At 47.3% G+C, this 15,965-nt stretch carries 15 protein-coding genes; 4 read left to right on the top strand and 11 right to left on the bottom strand.

Going from position 1 to position 15,965, the window contains the following annotated elements; genetic code table 11:
• Window positions 1-65: 65 nt before the first annotated feature.
• The 7 genes from HXT34_RS04225 to HXT34_RS04255 form a co-directional block, all read right to left on the bottom strand.
• On the bottom strand, window positions 66-677 hold the full coding sequence (locus HXT34_RS04225) for an ECF transporter S component (protein ID WP_421784520.1): 612 nt from the start codon (window positions 675-677) through the stop codon (window positions 66-68).
• A gap of 588 nt (window positions 678-1,265) precedes the next feature.
• Window positions 1,266-2,039 carry a DUF4191 domain-containing protein gene (locus HXT34_RS04230; protein WP_415683565.1) on the bottom strand — a complete coding sequence of 258 codons (774 nt, stop codon included), beginning with the start codon at window positions 2,037-2,039 and terminating at the stop codon, window positions 1,266-1,268.
• A 165-nt stretch (window positions 2,040-2,204) separates the two neighbouring features.
• The gene (locus HXT34_RS04235) at window positions 2,205-2,843 is read right to left on the bottom strand and encodes a DUF3043 domain-containing protein (RefSeq protein WP_119526910.1); all 639 of its coding nucleotides are present in this window, start codon (window positions 2,841-2,843) and stop codon (window positions 2,205-2,207) included.
• Window positions 2,844-3,218: 375 nt separating this feature from the next.
• Complete coding sequence (locus HXT34_RS04240) at window positions 3,219-4,586, bottom strand: dipeptidase (protein WP_415683379.1); 1,368 nt, start codon at window positions 4,584-4,586, stop codon at window positions 3,219-3,221.
• Between the two features lie 199 nt (window positions 4,587-4,785).
• Window positions 4,786-5,334, bottom strand: coding sequence for a low molecular weight protein-tyrosine-phosphatase (locus HXT34_RS04245; protein ID WP_415683378.1), 549 nt, complete (start codon window positions 5,332-5,334; stop codon window positions 4,786-4,788).
• A gap of 66 nt (window positions 5,335-5,400) precedes the next feature.
• Entirely contained in the window at window positions 5,401-6,066 is a 666-nt protein-coding gene (locus HXT34_RS04250) for a dihydrofolate reductase (protein WP_415683377.1), read from the bottom strand.
• 92 nt (window positions 6,067-6,158) lie between these two features.
• Entirely contained in the window at window positions 6,159-7,031 is an 873-nt protein-coding gene (locus HXT34_RS04255) for a thymidylate synthase (protein WP_004105202.1), read from the bottom strand.
• 151 nt (window positions 7,032-7,182) lie between these two features.
• On the opposite strand from HXT34_RS04255, the gene HXT34_RS04260 reads away from it, so the two are divergent.
• Both HXT34_RS04260 and HXT34_RS04265 read left to right on the top strand, forming a co-directional pair.
• Window positions 7,183-7,602, top strand: a complete 420-nt coding sequence (locus HXT34_RS04260; RefSeq protein ID WP_421784523.1) for an OsmC family protein — start codon at window positions 7,183-7,185, stop codon at window positions 7,600-7,602.
• 156 nt (window positions 7,603-7,758) lie between these two features.
• The gene (locus HXT34_RS04265) at window positions 7,759-9,069 is read left to right on the top strand and encodes a glycosyltransferase (protein WP_415683374.1); all 1,311 of its coding nucleotides are present in this window, start codon (window positions 7,759-7,761) and stop codon (window positions 9,067-9,069) included.
• Between the two features lie 799 nt (window positions 9,070-9,868).
• Here HXT34_RS04265 and HXT34_RS04270 read toward each other — a convergent pair.
• From HXT34_RS04270 to HXT34_RS04280, 3 genes are all read right to left on the bottom strand, one after another.
• Complete coding sequence (locus tag HXT34_RS04270) at window positions 9,869-10,894, bottom strand: universal stress protein (protein ID WP_004105206.1); 1,026 nt, start codon at window positions 10,892-10,894, stop codon at window positions 9,869-9,871.
• A 156-nt stretch (window positions 10,895-11,050) separates the two neighbouring features.
• Window positions 11,051-11,773 carry a C40 family peptidase gene (locus HXT34_RS04275; RefSeq protein WP_415687361.1) on the bottom strand — a complete coding sequence of 241 codons (723 nt, stop codon included), beginning with the start codon at window positions 11,771-11,773 and terminating at the stop codon, window positions 11,051-11,053.
• 189 nt (window positions 11,774-11,962) lie between these two features.
• Entirely contained in the window at window positions 11,963-13,117 is a 1,155-nt protein-coding gene (locus HXT34_RS04280; RefSeq protein WP_421784526.1) for a CHAP domain-containing protein, read from the bottom strand.
• 185 nt (window positions 13,118-13,302) lie between these two features.
• Here HXT34_RS04280 and HXT34_RS04285 point away from each other — a divergent pair, with 185 nt between their 5' ends.
• On the top strand, window positions 13,303-13,569 hold the full coding sequence (locus HXT34_RS04285; RefSeq protein WP_391496310.1) for a DUF2530 domain-containing protein: 267 nt from the start codon (window positions 13,303-13,305) through the stop codon (window positions 13,567-13,569).
• 62 nt (window positions 13,570-13,631) lie between these two features.
• On the opposite strand, the gene HXT34_RS04290 is transcribed toward HXT34_RS04285, so the two are convergent.
• Window positions 13,632-14,900, bottom strand: coding sequence for a sensor histidine kinase (locus tag HXT34_RS04290; RefSeq protein ID WP_421784528.1), 1,269 nt, complete (start codon window positions 14,898-14,900; stop codon window positions 13,632-13,634).
• A 345-nt stretch (window positions 14,901-15,245) separates the two neighbouring features.
• On the opposite strand from HXT34_RS04290, the gene phoU reads away from it, so the two are divergent.
• Window positions 15,246-15,926 carry a phosphate signaling complex protein PhoU gene (gene phoU, locus HXT34_RS04295; protein ID WP_415687353.1) on the top strand — a complete coding sequence of 227 codons (681 nt, stop codon included), beginning with the start codon at window positions 15,246-15,248 and terminating at the stop codon, window positions 15,924-15,926.
• The last annotated feature ends 39 nt before the right edge of the window (window positions 15,927-15,965 follow it).

Below are 15,965 nucleotides of genomic sequence, written 5' to 3' on the forward strand. Positions count from 1 at the left end.
GATAGATTTTAATTTTTAGTATATTTAATTTTTAATTTTTAATTTCGCTATTTAGCAAATTGCAACTAAGCACGAGCTACGCGACCAGATGCAAAACGATCCAACGCGCCAGTTGAGCAAATTGCCTTGTACAAATACCACATCAACAAGCCCGAAATAATCGCACCAGAGACGAGTCCAGAAATTGTGCTGATAATCATGTAATTGCTAAAGATTGACGTACCTTCACCCCAAAGAATGTAGGAAATCACAGTGCCGCCAAATGCTGTAAACGCACCATCAAGAGTAGCAACCCAAACATTCCAAACGCGATATAGGAAGAAGAGGAAAATAATCTCACCAAAAATACCCTGAACTAAACCTGGGATCAAAACTCCACTTGCACCCCAGCTGGTACCAATAAGAAATTCGGTAAGTGCAGCAACAAACTCGCCTAAGAATGCAGCTCCAGGCTTACGAACAATAATTGCAGCCAAGCAAGCAGGGAAATAGAACAAACCATAGTACAAGCAATTCAAACCAGGAACTGCAGCAAATGGAACATCGAGGAAATGATGAGTAAAATAGCCAAGCCAGAAAATCACACCGGAAGCAACGCCAATAACTACCGTAACAGTAATATCAGCGACGGTCCAGCGCCAATTAATCTTAGCTTTCTCTTTTAATTCTTCTGACATAAAAAATGTGCCTTTCTTGTTACGTGTTGCAATGCGTTACATTGTGCGCAATGCAATACCTTGCGTTACAACGAAACCTTGCAACAACCTCTCCAGGCACGGGAAAAACAGACCTCCGTGCGCCGGTATTACCCGGATTCACGTTCAAGCGGTTTTCTCTCAGCTCTGAATGTTCACGCTTGCATAAGCGAGCACACAGAGCACCCGTGTCGATTGACGATTGTACGGCAGCGCGTAGACGCACGCCGCAACGAGACTAATTGTTTACGCACGACAGTTCCTTTACAGCGGTGTACAGTTTATGCCGCCTACGTGCGCAATCCCGGCAGAAACTTTACGCGCATGTAAAGAAAAAGTCGCCTACGCGCTAAAAAACGGCAGAAACTGTGCAGACGTGTAAAATTTATGCCGCGAGCGCAAGAAAATACGACCAAAACTTTACAGCGGTGCACAGTTTATGCCGCTTCCCAGCCAGATTCCGGCCAAAACTTTACAGCCACGTACAGAAAATGTCGAAATCTCATCAAAAAGCGACAGTTCCTTCACATTTACGTAAAGTAACTGTCGCCAATCCGTCGCAAGAATAATTTACTTACCGCGCATTGCACGACGGCTTATGCGCTGCGGACGCGTTGGATCGATGCCCTTCGGAATGCCAAATCCACTCTTGCTTTGCAACGTGCGCAAACGCTCATTCAAAATCGCAAGCTCCGTCTTAGTAAGGAAGAATCGGCGGTTCGGATGAATTTTATCGAACAACGCGAACTTGTGCTTCACAGGCTGTAACGTCTTCGAGCGCAACACCTTTCCGCGCAATTCTTTAAGCTTCACCTGATTTTCGCCATTACCAACAGCAATACGGTATACAGGTATATTAGATCCGGCAGTAACGCTTTTAATAGCGTGCTCCTGTCGATCCATAGCATGCATTAAACGCTCGTAATTACCCTCACCAACGAGGAAAATTCCGTTAAAACCAGTGCCGCGCCAAAGCGCATCCTTCGTGCGCGCATCCACCCACACAGGCTGCTGCGGAAAAGTAAAGCCGCCCTTATTAATCGCAGAAATAATGCCGGCAGCTGCACCCGGACGACCTTCCAACTTTGCGTAACCAACTTTATCTGCGCGCTTCGTAAGCACAACAGTAAACAGCAGCAAACCAAGCATCGCCGCTGTAATAAGCATCATAATCCACATCAAAATGGACCAACGAGATACAATTCCAAGAATTACAGCAACCAAAATCGGCGCAGCAAACGCGCAAGACAGGAACAAAGGCAGCTGCTTATCGTCAGAATGCGTGTACTTATAAATACGTATAATCTGCGAGAACATGCCCTGCTTTTTCTTAGGCTGCTTCATGCCTTGCGTCGCGCCCTGAGACGCGCCTTGCGATTTGCTTTGTGCTTTATCTTGTGCCATGCGTTTACCCCATGATATTCGCGTTATTTTGAGTATCTCAAATAATAATAGTAGCTTGTGCAAATATTAATAAATTTGCACTTACTTGCGCACTTACTTGCGCACTTACTTCGGCCAGTTACCACGCTTTGCGCTACTCGGCTTAGGCAAACGCCAGCGACGAAGCTGCATAGCACGGCTGAATGCGTACATGCCGGAACGCGATTTGCGCGACACAGCCACATCGCCAAAACGACGAATCAGCTCCTTGCGCAACTTACGCCACATAACAAACATGTCAATTACAGATGCAAACAAATACGCGTACAAGAACACTGCGAAAACAAAATAAACAATCACAAAATTAGATAGCGCAAACAAGCAAATCATAATCAGCACTGCAACTGGTATGAAAAACTCGCCAATATTAATTCGAGCATCCACGTAATCGCGAATATACACACGCCACGGAAGCTGCTCAATTTTTGGCATATGCGCCAAATCGCCAGTGCGCATTGCGTTGTATTGCAAATTCTCGGATTCGCGAAGACGAGCGCGCGCGCGTTTTGCACTTTCCTTGCGATCTGCCGGCACTAGCGGGCGAAGCTTTTGCGCCTGAGCAGCGTTGCGCTTAGGAGTCGGCGCGTTCTTTTCGCGAGATTTCGTCGCTACAGACGATTCTGCATCCGCTACTTTCTTTTGCAACGAAGGAGTAGATGCGCCCTCGTTATTGGCAGTTTTCTTTGCAAATGGATTCCATGTCATGTTTGCAGATTACTCAACAGACTAGACGCATGCAGACGCGGCGGAAACGGCAGAAACGGCAGAAAGTTTACAGTAACGTAAAGTTTCGGTCGGGAATCGCCACAAAAGCGGCAAAAACTTTACGCGCATGTAAAGAAAAAGCCGGCTACGCAGCAAAAAGCGGCAGAAACTTTACAGTAACGTAAAGTTTCGGTCGGGAATCACCACAAAAGCGGCAGAAACTTTACGCGCGTGTAAAGAAAAAGCCGGCTACGCAACAAAAAACGGCAGAAACTGTGCAGCTGTGTAAAGAAAAAGCCGTTTAAGCAACAAAAAGCGGCAGAAACTTCACAGCGTTGCAAAGTTTATGCCGCCTGCGCGCAAAATTAGCCAGAATTACTCGCCCAATCGATCCAAAAGCAGCGCTTCCGTCACAATATTTCCGCGCAAACCAGAAAGCGAAATCGACTCGTTCGGGCTGTGCGCATTGGACTTAGGATCTTCCGGACCCGTCACCAGCACCTGCGCCTTCGGGAAGATGCGCTGAAGTTCCGGAATAAACGGAATCGAACCACCCTCGCCCTTGTTTACCGGCTCCACGCCAAAAGCATCGCGCATAGAAGCGAGCGCATCCTTCGTTGCAACAGCATCAGGATCCATTGCCCAACCCATGCCGTTATCAATCGGCTCTGCAGTAACTTCTGCACCAAAAGGCGCGTGAGATACCAAGAAGTCGCACAACGCTTTTTGCGCTTCTTCCGGACGCTGCGAAGGCGCGGTACGAAGCGAGAGACGCAACTTAGTTTCGTGCGCAATCACATTAAAACTGCCCTCAACAGGATGTGCGTCCATGCCGATTACCGTCAAGCTTGGCTTAGTCCACATGCGCGCGGCGAGAGAGCCGGTGCCGGCAAGCTTATAAGAATCGACCACGGAAGCGTCGGCACGCACTTGCGCTTCGTCCAAATCACGCTGCAAACCGCCAACCGGCTCCTGAGCTTCAATTCCTGGAACTGCCAAGTCGCCAGCTTCGTTGTAAAGCGAGGCAATAAGCATGGAAGCGAGCGTGTAAGCGTCCAAAATCGGACCGCCAAACTGTCCGGAATGCACTTGATGGCCGAGCACTTTAACCTTTACGTCTACGTCTGTATTTCCGCGCAAACTCGTTGTAAGGCTTGGAATTTCGGCGGACCAGTTGCCCGAATCAGCCACGATAATTACGTCGGATTCGAACTCGTCTTTATGCGATTCAATGAACGGGATGAAGCTTGGCGAGCCCATCTCTTCTTCGCCTTCGATGAAAACCTTAATATTTACGCGCAAATCGTCGCTTAGCGCGCGCAAAGCTCCGTAGTGAATTGCGATTCCGCCGCCGTCGTCGGCTGAGCCGCGTCCGTAGAGGCGACCGTCGCGCTCTGTGCCTTCAAATGGGTTGGTTTCCCACTCGGATGGGTCCGGAACTGGCTGCACATCGTGATGTGCGTAGAGCAAAACCGTTGGCGCGCTTGGGCTTACGATGCGCGAGCCGACCACTTCGAAAGCTCCTGGAGTGCCGTCCGGATTCGTGGACTGCTCGACGCGCGCGTCAATACCAACCTCACGCAATACCCCAGCCACGTATTGCGCGGACTTTTGCATATGCTCGCCAGCAATGCCCTTAGCCGACACCGCAGCCAGCGAAATCTTCTTATTCAGCACGGAAACTACGTCATTCCAAGCGTCCTGCACGCGAGCGCGCACGTCTTCGACAGCCAAACCTGCCATAAATCCTCCAAACTAAAAGTAACAGAGCGGTAATTGATGCCTGTAAAACTATACCTACAAATTTAAACTATATTCGCAAACGTGACGACCTACTTTGTTCAGCTTGCGAGACAGTTTCTTTACACTCGCGTAAAGTTTCTGCCGCTTTTTCGCGCGCAAACGACCTTTTCTTCACACGCACGTAAAGTTTCTGCCGCTTTCAAGCTCGGTCAATGCGCGCAGCAACCCAATCGACGATATAAGGCGCGCACTGCTCAACCTGATCCATCGCAACCTCAAATTCGCGAGGACCTCCGTACCACGGATCTGCCAAGTCAAGCAACATCTCGCGACCCGGCTGCGGCTTAGGAAGCGACGGATCAAACGCGCGGTACATGTGCACAAGTTCGCGCTTTTGCAGCGGCAGCAAACGCAAAAGCGAACGCATATGCGAAGCCGTCATCGGCAAAAACAGGTTCGTTTCCGCAATCTCATCCTCTTCAATTCGATGCGCAAAATGCGAAGCAGGAAGCCTGTATCCGCGCTTAGTTAATTCCCTTTGCGCGCGGCGGTCAATCGGATTTCCGTACTCTTCGTCGCTTACACCGCTGGAACGCACGGCAACGACGTCGCCCAATCCCCTCAATTGAAACTCGTTGCGCAACACGATTTCCGCCATTGGCGAGCGACAAATATTGCCTGTGCAAACCGTCATAACGGTATATGGGTGACGCGCGTCGACCTTGATTTTGCTTGATTCTTCAGTCATATTTCCTCGTTTACTTTGCGGTTTCTCGTTTATTTTGCGGTTTTCGTTTACTTTGCGGTTTCTTGTTTACTGCGCAGGCTCATATACCATAAACCGGTATCGTGCAGGATTGCTTTCGCTACCAACCTTCAGCAGCGCTTCCTCAAACTCGCCTTCGCGCGCAACATGCCATTTTCCTGCATCAACCAATGCATGAATATTCGGAGCAAATGTGTCCGCTGCAACTTTCGCATCGATTTGCGTTACGTAAGCTGCGTCCGCATGATAATTCGCAAGCATTTCGCGCAAAATCGCAGCGCCGCCAATAACCCAGATTGCGCGTCCGTCTTGCGGCAAGTCTTGAGATGCGTCTTGAGATGCGCTTTCCTGATTTTCAAGCGTTTCCCTATTTTCCAGCGCTTCCCTATTTTCCAGCCATTCGCGCGCATAATTCAAAGCCGCGTCAATGCTAGTAAAACTACGCGCACCATCCGCCACAAAATCAGGATTATGCGTAACAACAATATTTTCACGCCCAGGCAGCGGACGGAACTTCGGCGGCATCGCATCCCACGTGCCACGACCCATAATCACAGGGCAGCCGATAGTCATCGCCTTAAAATAGCGCAAATCCGGCGAAAGTCGCCACGGCATGCCTCCGTTTACGCCCATCGCGCCGGGCTTGCCGTCCAAACCAAAAGCCTCGCCCCAAATCAGTCGCACAGGGAAATTATGCGACACGCTGTTTGCCATATACGCACCTCACACGCTAAATCAAGCAAAAAATTAAACTAAATCAAGCAAAATCAAGCTAAATAATTCACAACCAATCACACCGCAACCAATCACACCGCAACAGGCGCTTTAATCGTCGGATGATGCTTGTAATCAACCACCTTAAAATCGCTGTAATCGTAGTCAAAAATCGAATCCGCCTTACGAATTTCAAGCTGCGGATACGGGTATGGCTCGCGCGAAAGCTGCTCGAGCACCTGCTCAACGTGATTATCGTAAATATGGCAATCGCCGCCCGTCCACACGAACTCGCCCGGCTCCAAACCTGCCTGCTGAGCCATCATCATCGTCAAAAGCGAGTAAGACGCAATGTTAAACGGCACACCGAGGAACATATCGCAAGAACGCTGGTAAAGCTGGCACGAAAGCTTGCCGTCGGCAACGTAGAACTGGAAAAGCGAGTGGCAAGGCGGCAACGCCATATGCTCAACTTCCGCAGGATTCCAAGCGCTAACAATCATGCGGCGAGAATCTGGGTGATTCTTCATAAGATCCAGAACGTTTGCGATTTGGTCGATTGTGCGGTTTGGATTTTCCGCGGTCGGCGCCGGCCAACTCCTCCATTGCACGCCGTAAACAGGACCTAAATCGCCATTTTCATCCGCCCACTCGTCCCAAATATGAACGCCATTTTCTTGCAACCAACGCACATTGCTCGATCCTTTAAGGAACCAAAGAAGCTCGTACGCAAGTCCTTTGAAAAACACGGTTTTCGTGGTGATAAGCGGGAAGTATTTGCTAATATCGAAGCGAATTTGCTGACCAAAAAGCGAAATCGTGCCAGTGCCAGTGCGATCTGATTTTAAAGTGCCTTCCGTAAGGATTTTTCGCACTAAATCCTCGTAAGGAGTTGGGATGCTGGAAAGCGGTTTTTGTGGTACGCGCGCGCGAATTGCGGCAAGTTCTTCTTCTGTTAAAGCCATGCTGCCATGTTAACAAAGCACTAATAAATTTAAAGAATCGCGCTTGTAAAACCATATGCCTACCACGCAAAACGCTAGCTTCGGCAATTGAACGCAAAGTTACAATCCTTACGATAACATGAACAAATACGACTACAGCAAAGGAGCAAAAATGTCTGGAAGATTATGGGTAGAGCGCAACGAAGACGGCACTTGGGAAGCACACAGCGACGACGGTGTGAGCTTGAAGTTTGGTCACGGCGAAGGCATGTTCAACCCGGTTGAATTAATGCAAATCGCTTTAGCTGGTTGCACAGCTCTTAGCAGCCAGTACGCTGCAGAACACGCTATTGGCGAGGGCGCTGGAGCGCGAGTTGTAGTAAACGGCACGTACGACGCGGAGGAAGGCGCATACTTGCGTTTTCAAGAAGACGTCACTCTTGACGCAACTTGCGCAAAACCTGCACTCAGCCAGGAAGATGCGTCCACACTAAAGGAGCGCATGGAACGCCACATTTCCAGGGGTTGTACTGTTAAGCATACGCTCGAAAAAGGCGCGCAAGTTAGCGTAAACGTTACTGTTCGCAGCTAGAACAAGCCAAAAGTCGCGCCAAAAGTCGCGAAAAATTGCACTAAACTTGCACTAAACTTGCACTAAAATCACACTAAAATCACACTAAAATTCACCACGTGTGGCACAATTGAGTACACAAGATATTTGCGCAATAATGACGCTACGCATGCATGTATGCAACCGGAGGAAACTTTGAAAATCGCTATTTTTACCGAAACGTATCCACCGTACATAAATGGCGTCGCAACACAGTCTTACATGCTCAAAAAGATGTATGAAGAGCTTGGTCATGAAGTGCTAGTAGTCACGGTCGGCTCCGAAAAACAGCGCAAAACCAAGCTTGAAGATGGAGTTGTTTACGTTCCGGGCATATTGCTTAAAAAGCTTTACAAATACCGCGTTGCGCTTCCGATTGGTCACATGCGAAAGCAACTTCCTCTTAAATTTAAGCCGGATGTTATTCATATTCAAAACGAATTTGGCATTGGCGAAATCGGCTTGGAAGTAGCAAAAAAAGAGCACATTCCCGTTATTTACACGCTTCACACAGAATACGATAAATTCCTGTTTTACATTGGTTTAAAGCATTTTACTGAGTTCTCTCGCAATATTTCGGCGAAATATTTTATGCGATTCTCGAAAAATGCCACAATTATTACGAGCATGTCTCCTAAAGCACAGGCATATATTGACCGTCAGAAGGTTGATAAAAAAGTAATCGTGCTGAATAATGCTGTGGAATATAAAAAGTTCCTACCAACGCCTGAGCGACTTGCATTCCGCAAAGCTTTCCGCGAAAAATATGGCGTTTCTGACTCTACTAAGCTGTTTGTTTTCGTTGGTAGAATCGGCGCTGAAAAAAATATTTCAGAATTAATTGACAACTTTATGTATTGCGATTTTCCTCGCGAAAAAGCGCGCTTATTTGTTATTGGCGGCGGTCCTGATTTGGAATCGTTGCGCAAGCGCGTGGCAGATAATGGTTTTGACGACAGAATTTGCTTGCTTGGACCTATTGCTCACACGGAAATTCCAAAGTATTTGCACGCAATGGACTACTACACAACCGCCTCACTTTCCGAAATGCACTCACTTTCGATGCTAGAGGCAATGGCTTCCGGTCTGTTTGCGCTTGTAAAGCATGATGTGCCGAATGAGAAGCAGATTATTAGCGGTCAAAACGGGTATCAGTGGGATACTAAGGAAGATTTTAAGGCTGTTTTTAGTAAAGTTTTGAATATGAGTGAGGCTGAGCAGGCTCAGCTTAAGGCGAACGTGCTCGAGTATTCGAAGAATAACGATTTTAAGAGCCAAGCGCTTGAGCTGCTTAAGATTTACAAGCGCGCAATTGAGATGAACAAGGAAAAGCTCGCTGAAAAGAAAGCTAAGCGAGATGCCAGGCGCGCGCGTTTTATGCTGAAAAAGCGCGAGAATACTGAAGCGAAGTCGCAAGAGACGAAAGAGCCGCAAGAGCCGCAAGACTAGATGACTTGCGCGCTCCAAACGCTGGCACGACGACGTGCTTGAGCTCAGCACAACGCGTAGACGGCATAAACTGTACACAGCTGTAAAGTTTTGGTCGTTTTTTAGCGTGCAAACGACTTTTCCTTTACACCGTTGTAAAGTTTTGGTCGGATTTTAGCGCGTAGCCGACCTTTTCTTCACACGTCTGTACAGTTTTGGTCGGAATCTGACTGGTAAGCGGCATAAACTGTACGTCGCTGCACAGTTTCTGTCGGCTTAAGTTGCGTAGCCAACCTTTTCTTCACACGTCTGTACAGTTTTGGTCGGAATCTGACTGGTAAGCGGCATAAACTGTACGTCGCTGCACAGTTTCTGTCGGCTTAAGTTGCGTAGCCGACCTTTTCTTCACACGTCTGTACAGTTTTGGTCGGAATCTGACTGGTAAGCGGCATAAACTGTACACGGCTGCACAGTTTTGGTCGTTTTTTAGTGCGTAGACGACCTTTATTTTACACACGCGCACAGTTTCTGCCGTTTTTCGTTACTAGTGCGGATGAGCGACTGCGCACGCGACGACATGCTTTCGCGCTTAGAGCGTAGCGCGCGCGAAAGCAACTCGGAGCGCCGAGCTTGCTCAAGGTTGAAAGCACGGTGTGCTTTCAACGCAAGCGAGGTCTGCCTTCGTCTCGATTGACGAAGGCAGGGCAGGTTCGTGTGGTTGAGTTTTAGAAACTGGGTTGTGTTTTGTGTGCGTAACGACATGCTTGAGCGCAGCACAGCAAGCGCAGCAACGCGAGCGTTATCTCAGGCAGTTGTAGCGTTATCGCAGTGGATCGATTGTTTGCTCAATCTCCTTAGCAGCTTCTTTACCAGCCTTCGGCACATCAACCTCATGCACTCCGGAAATATCGTCAATAGACGCTTCAGAATGCTGCTTTTGCGCTGCCGCAACCTGAGCTGCACTAAATTCCACATACTTGCGCGGCACAACATACACAGGCCTCGAAGAATGCTGCAACAATCCCTGACTAATCGAGCCAAGCAGCAAACCGGTAAAGCCGCCGCGACCGCGAGAACCAACAACCACAAGATCATGATTCAAACTAGCTTGAGTCAAAGCTTCAACAGCAGAACCAGGCACAACAGTTCGATGAATTTGCAAATCCGGCAAACGCTGCAAAATTGGCTTCACGCGCTCCTCAAGATCCTCCATATACGAGCCCATAACAGCGGTATCGCCCTCAGCACCTTGCACTCTTGGCACTGCGGAAATAACATCAAGCTCAGCATGCCAGCTATCCGCCAAATCAGCCGCAATTTCAAGAGCTTTAAGTCCCCACTTTGACTCGTCAGAACCAACAGCCACACGCGTAATCGTATTATTCAAGTGAATACGCTGACCGTCATCGTCAGTGTAAGGCACAACCACAATTGGGCAATACGCATAAGCTGGAAGCGAAGAACTAGTTGTGCCGAGCAAACGCTCTGCCAAGCCACCTTTGCCGCGATTGCCAATCACAATAAGCTGATAGTTACGAGAAAGCTCCACGAAAACCGAAGAAGGATCGCCCGTAACAATTAGCGTAGTCGCGTCAACACCCTGCTCAAGAGCAACAGCTTTTGCTTTAGATAGAATTTCTTGCGCATCGTGATGAGCTGCATTATCGTCACCAATCGCAGTGTAAGTGGCATCAAAAGAAACAGCAGCATAACTTGGCAACGAATAAGCGCAAACAATTTGCAATTGCAACCCAGCATGCTTTGCGTAATTTGCAGCCCACCAAACCGCCTTATAGCTCGCGTGTGAGCCGTCAACTCCAACCAATACAGCTTTTTCTGGGATCATTGCCAACCTCCTCATACTTGCACTCGCGACAGCAGCGTCACTCGCGCACAACTTGTAAATACTATTGTAGCGTAATTTTAGATTGAGTGTTGGCAGTTTTGCGATATATGACTACAGAAGCCACAAAAGCTACAAAAGCTACAGAAACTACAGAAACTACAGAACGCGACGAATAGAGTATGCGCCTGGGAACACGTAGCGGATAGGATCGTACTTAGTGCCAGCAAGCTGCGAATTAATTACCATGCCGTTACCAACATAAATAGAAGCATGCTGCGCATTCGCGATAATGTCTCCAGGCTGCGCTTGAGCCAAACTTGGGATTGGAGTTCCGACAGTCGCCTGCGCTCCAGAAGTACGAGGCAAAGAAACACCAACACTAGCAAAAACATACTGCACAAAACCAGAGCAATCCCATCCAGCAGGAGTATTGCCACCGCTGCGATACGGTACTTTGCCTAAGAATTGAGTAGCAAAATTCAAAAGAGAAGCAACAGACTTATCGTCAGGAGGAACTACAGAAGCAAGAGGAACCTGCTCAACACCACTGCGGAAACCAGAACGGCTTGCAGCAGCATTTCCAGCAAAAGCACGGCGTGCCACTTCAGCAGCTTGTTCGCTAGGAGTCTTAGTTTGAGGTACATTCAAGCTTTCTATGCCACCCCAATGAGAATTTGCATCGACATCAGTAGAAGTGGATTCAGTTAAAATATCGCGACGCACATTCGTCACCTTTGGAAATGCGCGCGTAGAAGTGACAGCTGACTCGGAAAGCTCATGCGAAGACTCTGCCATGGCGAATGGCGCCATAACAGTAAGCATTGAAGCTGCTGCAACAGCTGATACAAAAACTGAGAAAATTCTACTTTGTTTTAGCATACTTTTTGCAGTATATCATCGGGGTATTACATACGAAAGAAATTAGCAACGCCAGTAATAAACAAGCTAATTTTAGTAACAAACAAAGCAGCTCTAGTAACGAAGCTTTAGTAATGCAGCTTCAGTAACGCGCCTTGATAATTAGCTTTAGTAACGAATCTTCAGTAATACAGCTTCAGCAATGCAGCTTTAGTAATGAATAAACTGATATTGAGAAACTTCCTTAGCGTCAAACTTGCGCGAGAAAGTTCGTCCTTGGTAAGAAGCGCCACATTCAGAAGTTTCAATAGAACCGTCTGAATTAATTTTTTCAACAACTGCAACGTGCCCGTAGAACGGATCAGAACCAGCCTGACCTGAGCGGAACACCATAATATCGCCAACGTGACGAGCGGAATTATCTACCCAATAGCCAAGACTGCGCGCAGAATCAGCCCACATATTTCCGTTGCCAAAATGCGAGCCAACAGGCAAACCTAACTGATGTCGGCGAATATACACCCACCAAGTGCACTGGCTGAACTCATACGCGTTACCGGTATCCCCAGTTGCGTGATTTGGATTAAAGCCCTTCGGCAAAACGTCAAAGTCTTTATCCATCAACAAAGCAACTTTAGGATTATTCGCAGCAGAACGCGACATTTCCGCAATATTAAAGCCTGAATCAGAACCTAAATTCCACGAATCAGACTTTGAAGATACAGTAGAAAAAGTGCCAGGTTGTACTGAATTAGCAACCTTATTGGTTAAGTTTTCGTGCTTCGAATCCGAGCGAGCAAAACTATTTTCATTTGCGCTATTTGCAGCATCAGCAGAGTCCGCATTATTCGATTTTTTAGCAGCATTCTCAATAGAGTCAACAGCGTTATTAATAGTCGCCATAGGATCAAGAGACTCGCGCTGGCTAGAACGCGAAACTGTTGAAGATGTGTCGCCAACCGCAGTCACAGACGGCTCAAATTCGGAAGCGCGAGAATCAAAACTATTAACCTTAGTTAAAGCCATAGTAGCTGCAACAGTACCAACCATTGCAACAAGAGAAGCCGAAAGTATTAAATTGCGACGACGCTCATTAGCAAGTTTAGACAACCTAAGCGCACGCCTGCTTTGAGGAACAAGCTCCTGCAAACGCTCAGAAACAGCTTCCGGAAGCTCTACAACAGCACCATTGCTAGTAGCAACCGCAGCCAAACGCTCACTAACACGATTAGCTTGAACAGAACGCATACCGCGCACACTATGCGCACCATGAACACCATGCGCTCCATGCTGAGCTACAAACAGCGAAAGCGGCGAATCACCACGCCTCTTTGCTTTTGTGGCACCATGTGCAGCATGTCTCATACTAATCACTTTCTTACGTTAAACGTGGAACGCAGCGCACAAACGCTACACCCCCAACTGACTTTCTTTCAATCTTCTATGTGAAAGGTTACAACGTGGTTAGGATGTAAGAAACACATACAGCCTAAATCCGCTAATTTTCGCGCTTAAGCTGCCATTGTCACACTTAGACTTCGGTAAGTTGTATGGTTGGAAGTATGAAATTTGCACCTATAGTTAATCCTGATGCACGAAAAGCAGCACCAAAACCGCTGCGCGTTGATTTGCGAAAGGTTTTTTCTATAGGAACGATCGCGTGGCTAGTCGCAACAATAATTGCGCTTATCGTTGCGTTATTGCATATTACGACTTGGTTTCCTGTGTTGTTTTGCGCATCGGGAACAATTATTGGCGTTCTGCTATTAATTTGGGAACATTTTGACCGATGGGACTACAGGCGCTTAGGAAAATAGTTTATTGCTGATTTGCTGATTTGCTGATTTGATGATTTGCTGATTTGCTGCTTACTTGCTACTTATTTACTTGCAATCGGTAGCGCAAAACTTACGGTAGTACCCTGCCCCGGCATACTCCAAAGCGTAATATTTCCGTGGTGCGTAAGTGCCACATGCTTAGCAATTGCAAGCCCTAAACCAACACCATCCTGGCTTTGACTATTTTGATTATTCGCACGATAGAATCGTTCAAAAATTCGCGACTGATCTTGCAAATCAATGCCAACTCCGCGATCTACAACACGGATCACAACGTATTGACCATCTGTAGATAGCGACGCAGATAGCGAAACTGTAGAATTTTTTGGAGAATATGTAATTGCATTCTCAACTAATTTACGTACTGCAGCTTGAATTTGCGAAATTTCACCGCGCACGCATAAGCGCGAATCGACTTTTGACACAACACGTACGCAACAATCCTTAGCAAACGCAGCAACTTGATTTTGCACATACGACAAAACATCATTCAAAGAAAATACTTGCGCAGAATCTAAGTCAATAGGATTTTGAGCGCGAACCAGCCACAACAAATCTTCAAGCATGTGCTCAAGTTTCTTGGAAGATTTACCGGCAATTTGCGCAATATCTTTAATTTTTTGCGCAGATACCTGTTCGTTTTGCAAAACTTTCGTAAGCTGAGTTAAGTTGCGAGTAGATCGTATTAACTGCTCAGAAACGTTGGAAATAAAGTCGTCGCGAGTTTGCGCAAAACGGTGAGCTGCACTCGTATCCTCAATAATTACAACTACGATACCGCCTCCAATGCTTCCAGCCGTAACAGTAAGCCAATTAGGGCGCGAAACAGTGGTTGACTCTTGAGGATTTGCGGTTATTGACACATAACGCTCAGGAGTCGAAGTAACCAAAGAGAAACGCTCGAATCCTCCAGAAGCGCGTACGGAATTAACAGCTTGAAGAACGCGAGGCTGGCACAGCGAATCATCGCTAACAACACCCAGCAAATAAGCTTCAGAACTTGCGCGAATTACGTCATTGTTGGCATCAATTACAACAGTTGGCATGTCGAGCATTGCCAAAACTTGGGATGCGTCGTCGCTGATGTCGTCACTTGCGTTGTCGCTTGGGTTGTCGCTGATGTCGTCGGTTATGTCGTCGGTTGCGCCATACCTTGCGCCGCGAATATAATTAAACGCTCGCTTAAAAAGACGCAAAACTGTAGAAAACCAATCCGACATCAACACACACAACGAGAGCACAACGCACAACGCAAGCACGCCGAAAGCAACAAATACAACGATCACAACCGCAGAAGAACCTTGAGGCATACTCCTATAATCTCATATTTTGCGCGCTTTTGTAACTATGCAACTAAAAAGCGGCAGAAACTTTACACGGCTGTAAAGTAAAGGTCGGCTACGCGCCAAAAAACGGCAGAAACTTTACACCGCAGTAAAGTTTCGGTCGGATTAAAGCGAGAAAACGGCAGAAACTTTGCACCGATGTAAAGTAACGGTCGCTTACGCGCGAAAAAGCGGCAGTTTCTTTACACCGCTGTAAAGTTTCGGTCGCTTCGTTACCAGTGTCGTCTATAATTGCATAGGATGCCTGACTTATAGCGATATGCAAACTAGGCGTTCAAATAAACTCACAGCACTGAGAAAGGACGCACCATGCGAGTAATTTTCAACGAAGAAATGAAGGCGATTGCTTCAAACCTCGAACGCATGGCAGAACTTGTAGCAAAAGCTATGAACGATGCTGGAAGCGCGCTTTTAAACGCGGATTTGGAAGCTGCTCAAACTGTTATCGATAAAGACGCAGACTTAGACGCTTTAGAAGCAAGCACTATTGACCAATGCTTGACTTTGCTTGCGCGCCAAAACCCAGTTGCAACGGATTTGCGCGAAGTTGTAGCTACAATGCGATTAGCTGCAACGTTTGAACGCATGGGAGATTTAACAAGTCATATCGCTCAAATTACTAGACGAACTTGGCCTGAATCTGCTATTGCGCAAGAAGGACGCGAAACTATTGTTGCAATGGTTGTTTTCTTGCGCGAACTGTCAGGCCGCTTAACAACCATGGTTGCAAATCGCGACGTGCAAATGGCGGAAATTATTATTGCTGGCGACGATGCGCTCGACAAATTGCACGAGAAGATTTTTGAGCTGGTAGAAGGCGAAAATTGGAAGGGTACGCGCAGGCAGTTGATTGATGTCGTTCTGCTTAGCCGCTTTATTGAGCGAATTGGGGATCATTGCGTTGCCGTAGCAAGGCAAATTGTGTTTATTGTTTCCGGATTCGATCCGTCCAAGAAGCCGGAGCCAGATAAAGACACGGTTGTAGCGTAAAGCGCATGGATTAAGTAGCGAAAGTAGTTGATTAAAAAA

Origin of the sequence: Gardnerella sp. DNF00983, assembly GCF_049244265.1 — a bacterium.
GTDB classification, from domain to species: domain Bacteria; phylum Actinomycetota; class Actinomycetes; order Actinomycetales; family Bifidobacteriaceae; genus Bifidobacterium; species Bifidobacterium vaginale_J.

Excerpts from the sequence above, each read along its gene's own strand:
- HXT34_RS04240 (WP_415683379.1), bottom strand. The coding sequence starts at position 4,586 with ATGGCAGGTTTGGCTGTCGAAGACGTGCGCGCTCGCGTGCAGGACGCT.
- HXT34_RS04265 (WP_415683374.1), top strand. The coding sequence starts at position 7,759 with ATGCAACCGGAGGAAACTTTGAAAATCGCTATTTTTACCGAAACGTAT.
- HXT34_RS04250 (WP_415683377.1), bottom strand. The coding sequence starts at position 6,066 with ATGGCAAACAGCGTGTCGCATAATTTCCCTGTGCGACTGATTTGGGGC.
- HXT34_RS04225 (WP_421784520.1), bottom strand. The coding sequence starts at position 677 with ATGTCAGAAGAATTAAAAGAGAAAGCTAAGATTAATTGGCGCTGGACC.
- HXT34_RS04270 (WP_004105206.1), bottom strand. The coding sequence starts at position 10,894 with ATGATCCCAGAAAAAGCTGTATTGGTTGGAGTTGACGGCTCACACGCG.
- HXT34_RS04260 (WP_421784523.1), top strand. The coding sequence starts at position 7,183 with ATGTCTGGAAGATTATGGGTAGAGCGCAACGAAGACGGCACTTGGGAA.
- HXT34_RS04290 (WP_421784528.1), bottom strand. The coding sequence starts at position 14,900 with ATGCCTCAAGGTTCTTCTGCGGTTGTGATCGTTGTATTTGTTGCTTTC.
- phoU (WP_415687353.1), top strand. The coding sequence starts at position 15,246 with ATGCGAGTAATTTTCAACGAAGAAATGAAGGCGATTGCTTCAAACCTC.
- HXT34_RS04275 (WP_415687361.1), bottom strand. The coding sequence starts at position 11,773 with ATGCTAAAACAAAGTAGAATTTTCTCAGTTTTTGTATCAGCTGTTGCA.
- HXT34_RS04280 (WP_421784526.1), bottom strand. The coding sequence starts at position 13,117 with ATGAGACATGCTGCACATGGTGCCACAAAAGCAAAGAGGCGTGGTGAT.
- HXT34_RS04235 (WP_119526910.1), bottom strand. The coding sequence starts at position 2,843 with ATGACATGGAATCCATTTGCAAAGAAAACTGCCAATAACGAGGGCGCA.
- HXT34_RS04255 (WP_004105202.1), bottom strand. The coding sequence starts at position 7,031 with ATGGCTTTAACAGAAGAAGAACTTGCCGCAATTCGCGCGCGCGTACCA.
- HXT34_RS04245 (WP_415683378.1), bottom strand. The coding sequence starts at position 5,334 with ATGACTGAAGAATCAAGCAAAATCAAGGTCGACGCGCGTCACCCATAT.
- HXT34_RS04285 (WP_391496310.1), top strand. The coding sequence starts at position 13,303 with ATGGTTGGAAGTATGAAATTTGCACCTATAGTTAATCCTGATGCACGA.
- HXT34_RS04230 (WP_415683565.1), bottom strand. The coding sequence starts at position 2,039 with ATGAAGCAGCCTAAGAAAAAGCAGGGCATGTTCTCGCAGATTATACGT.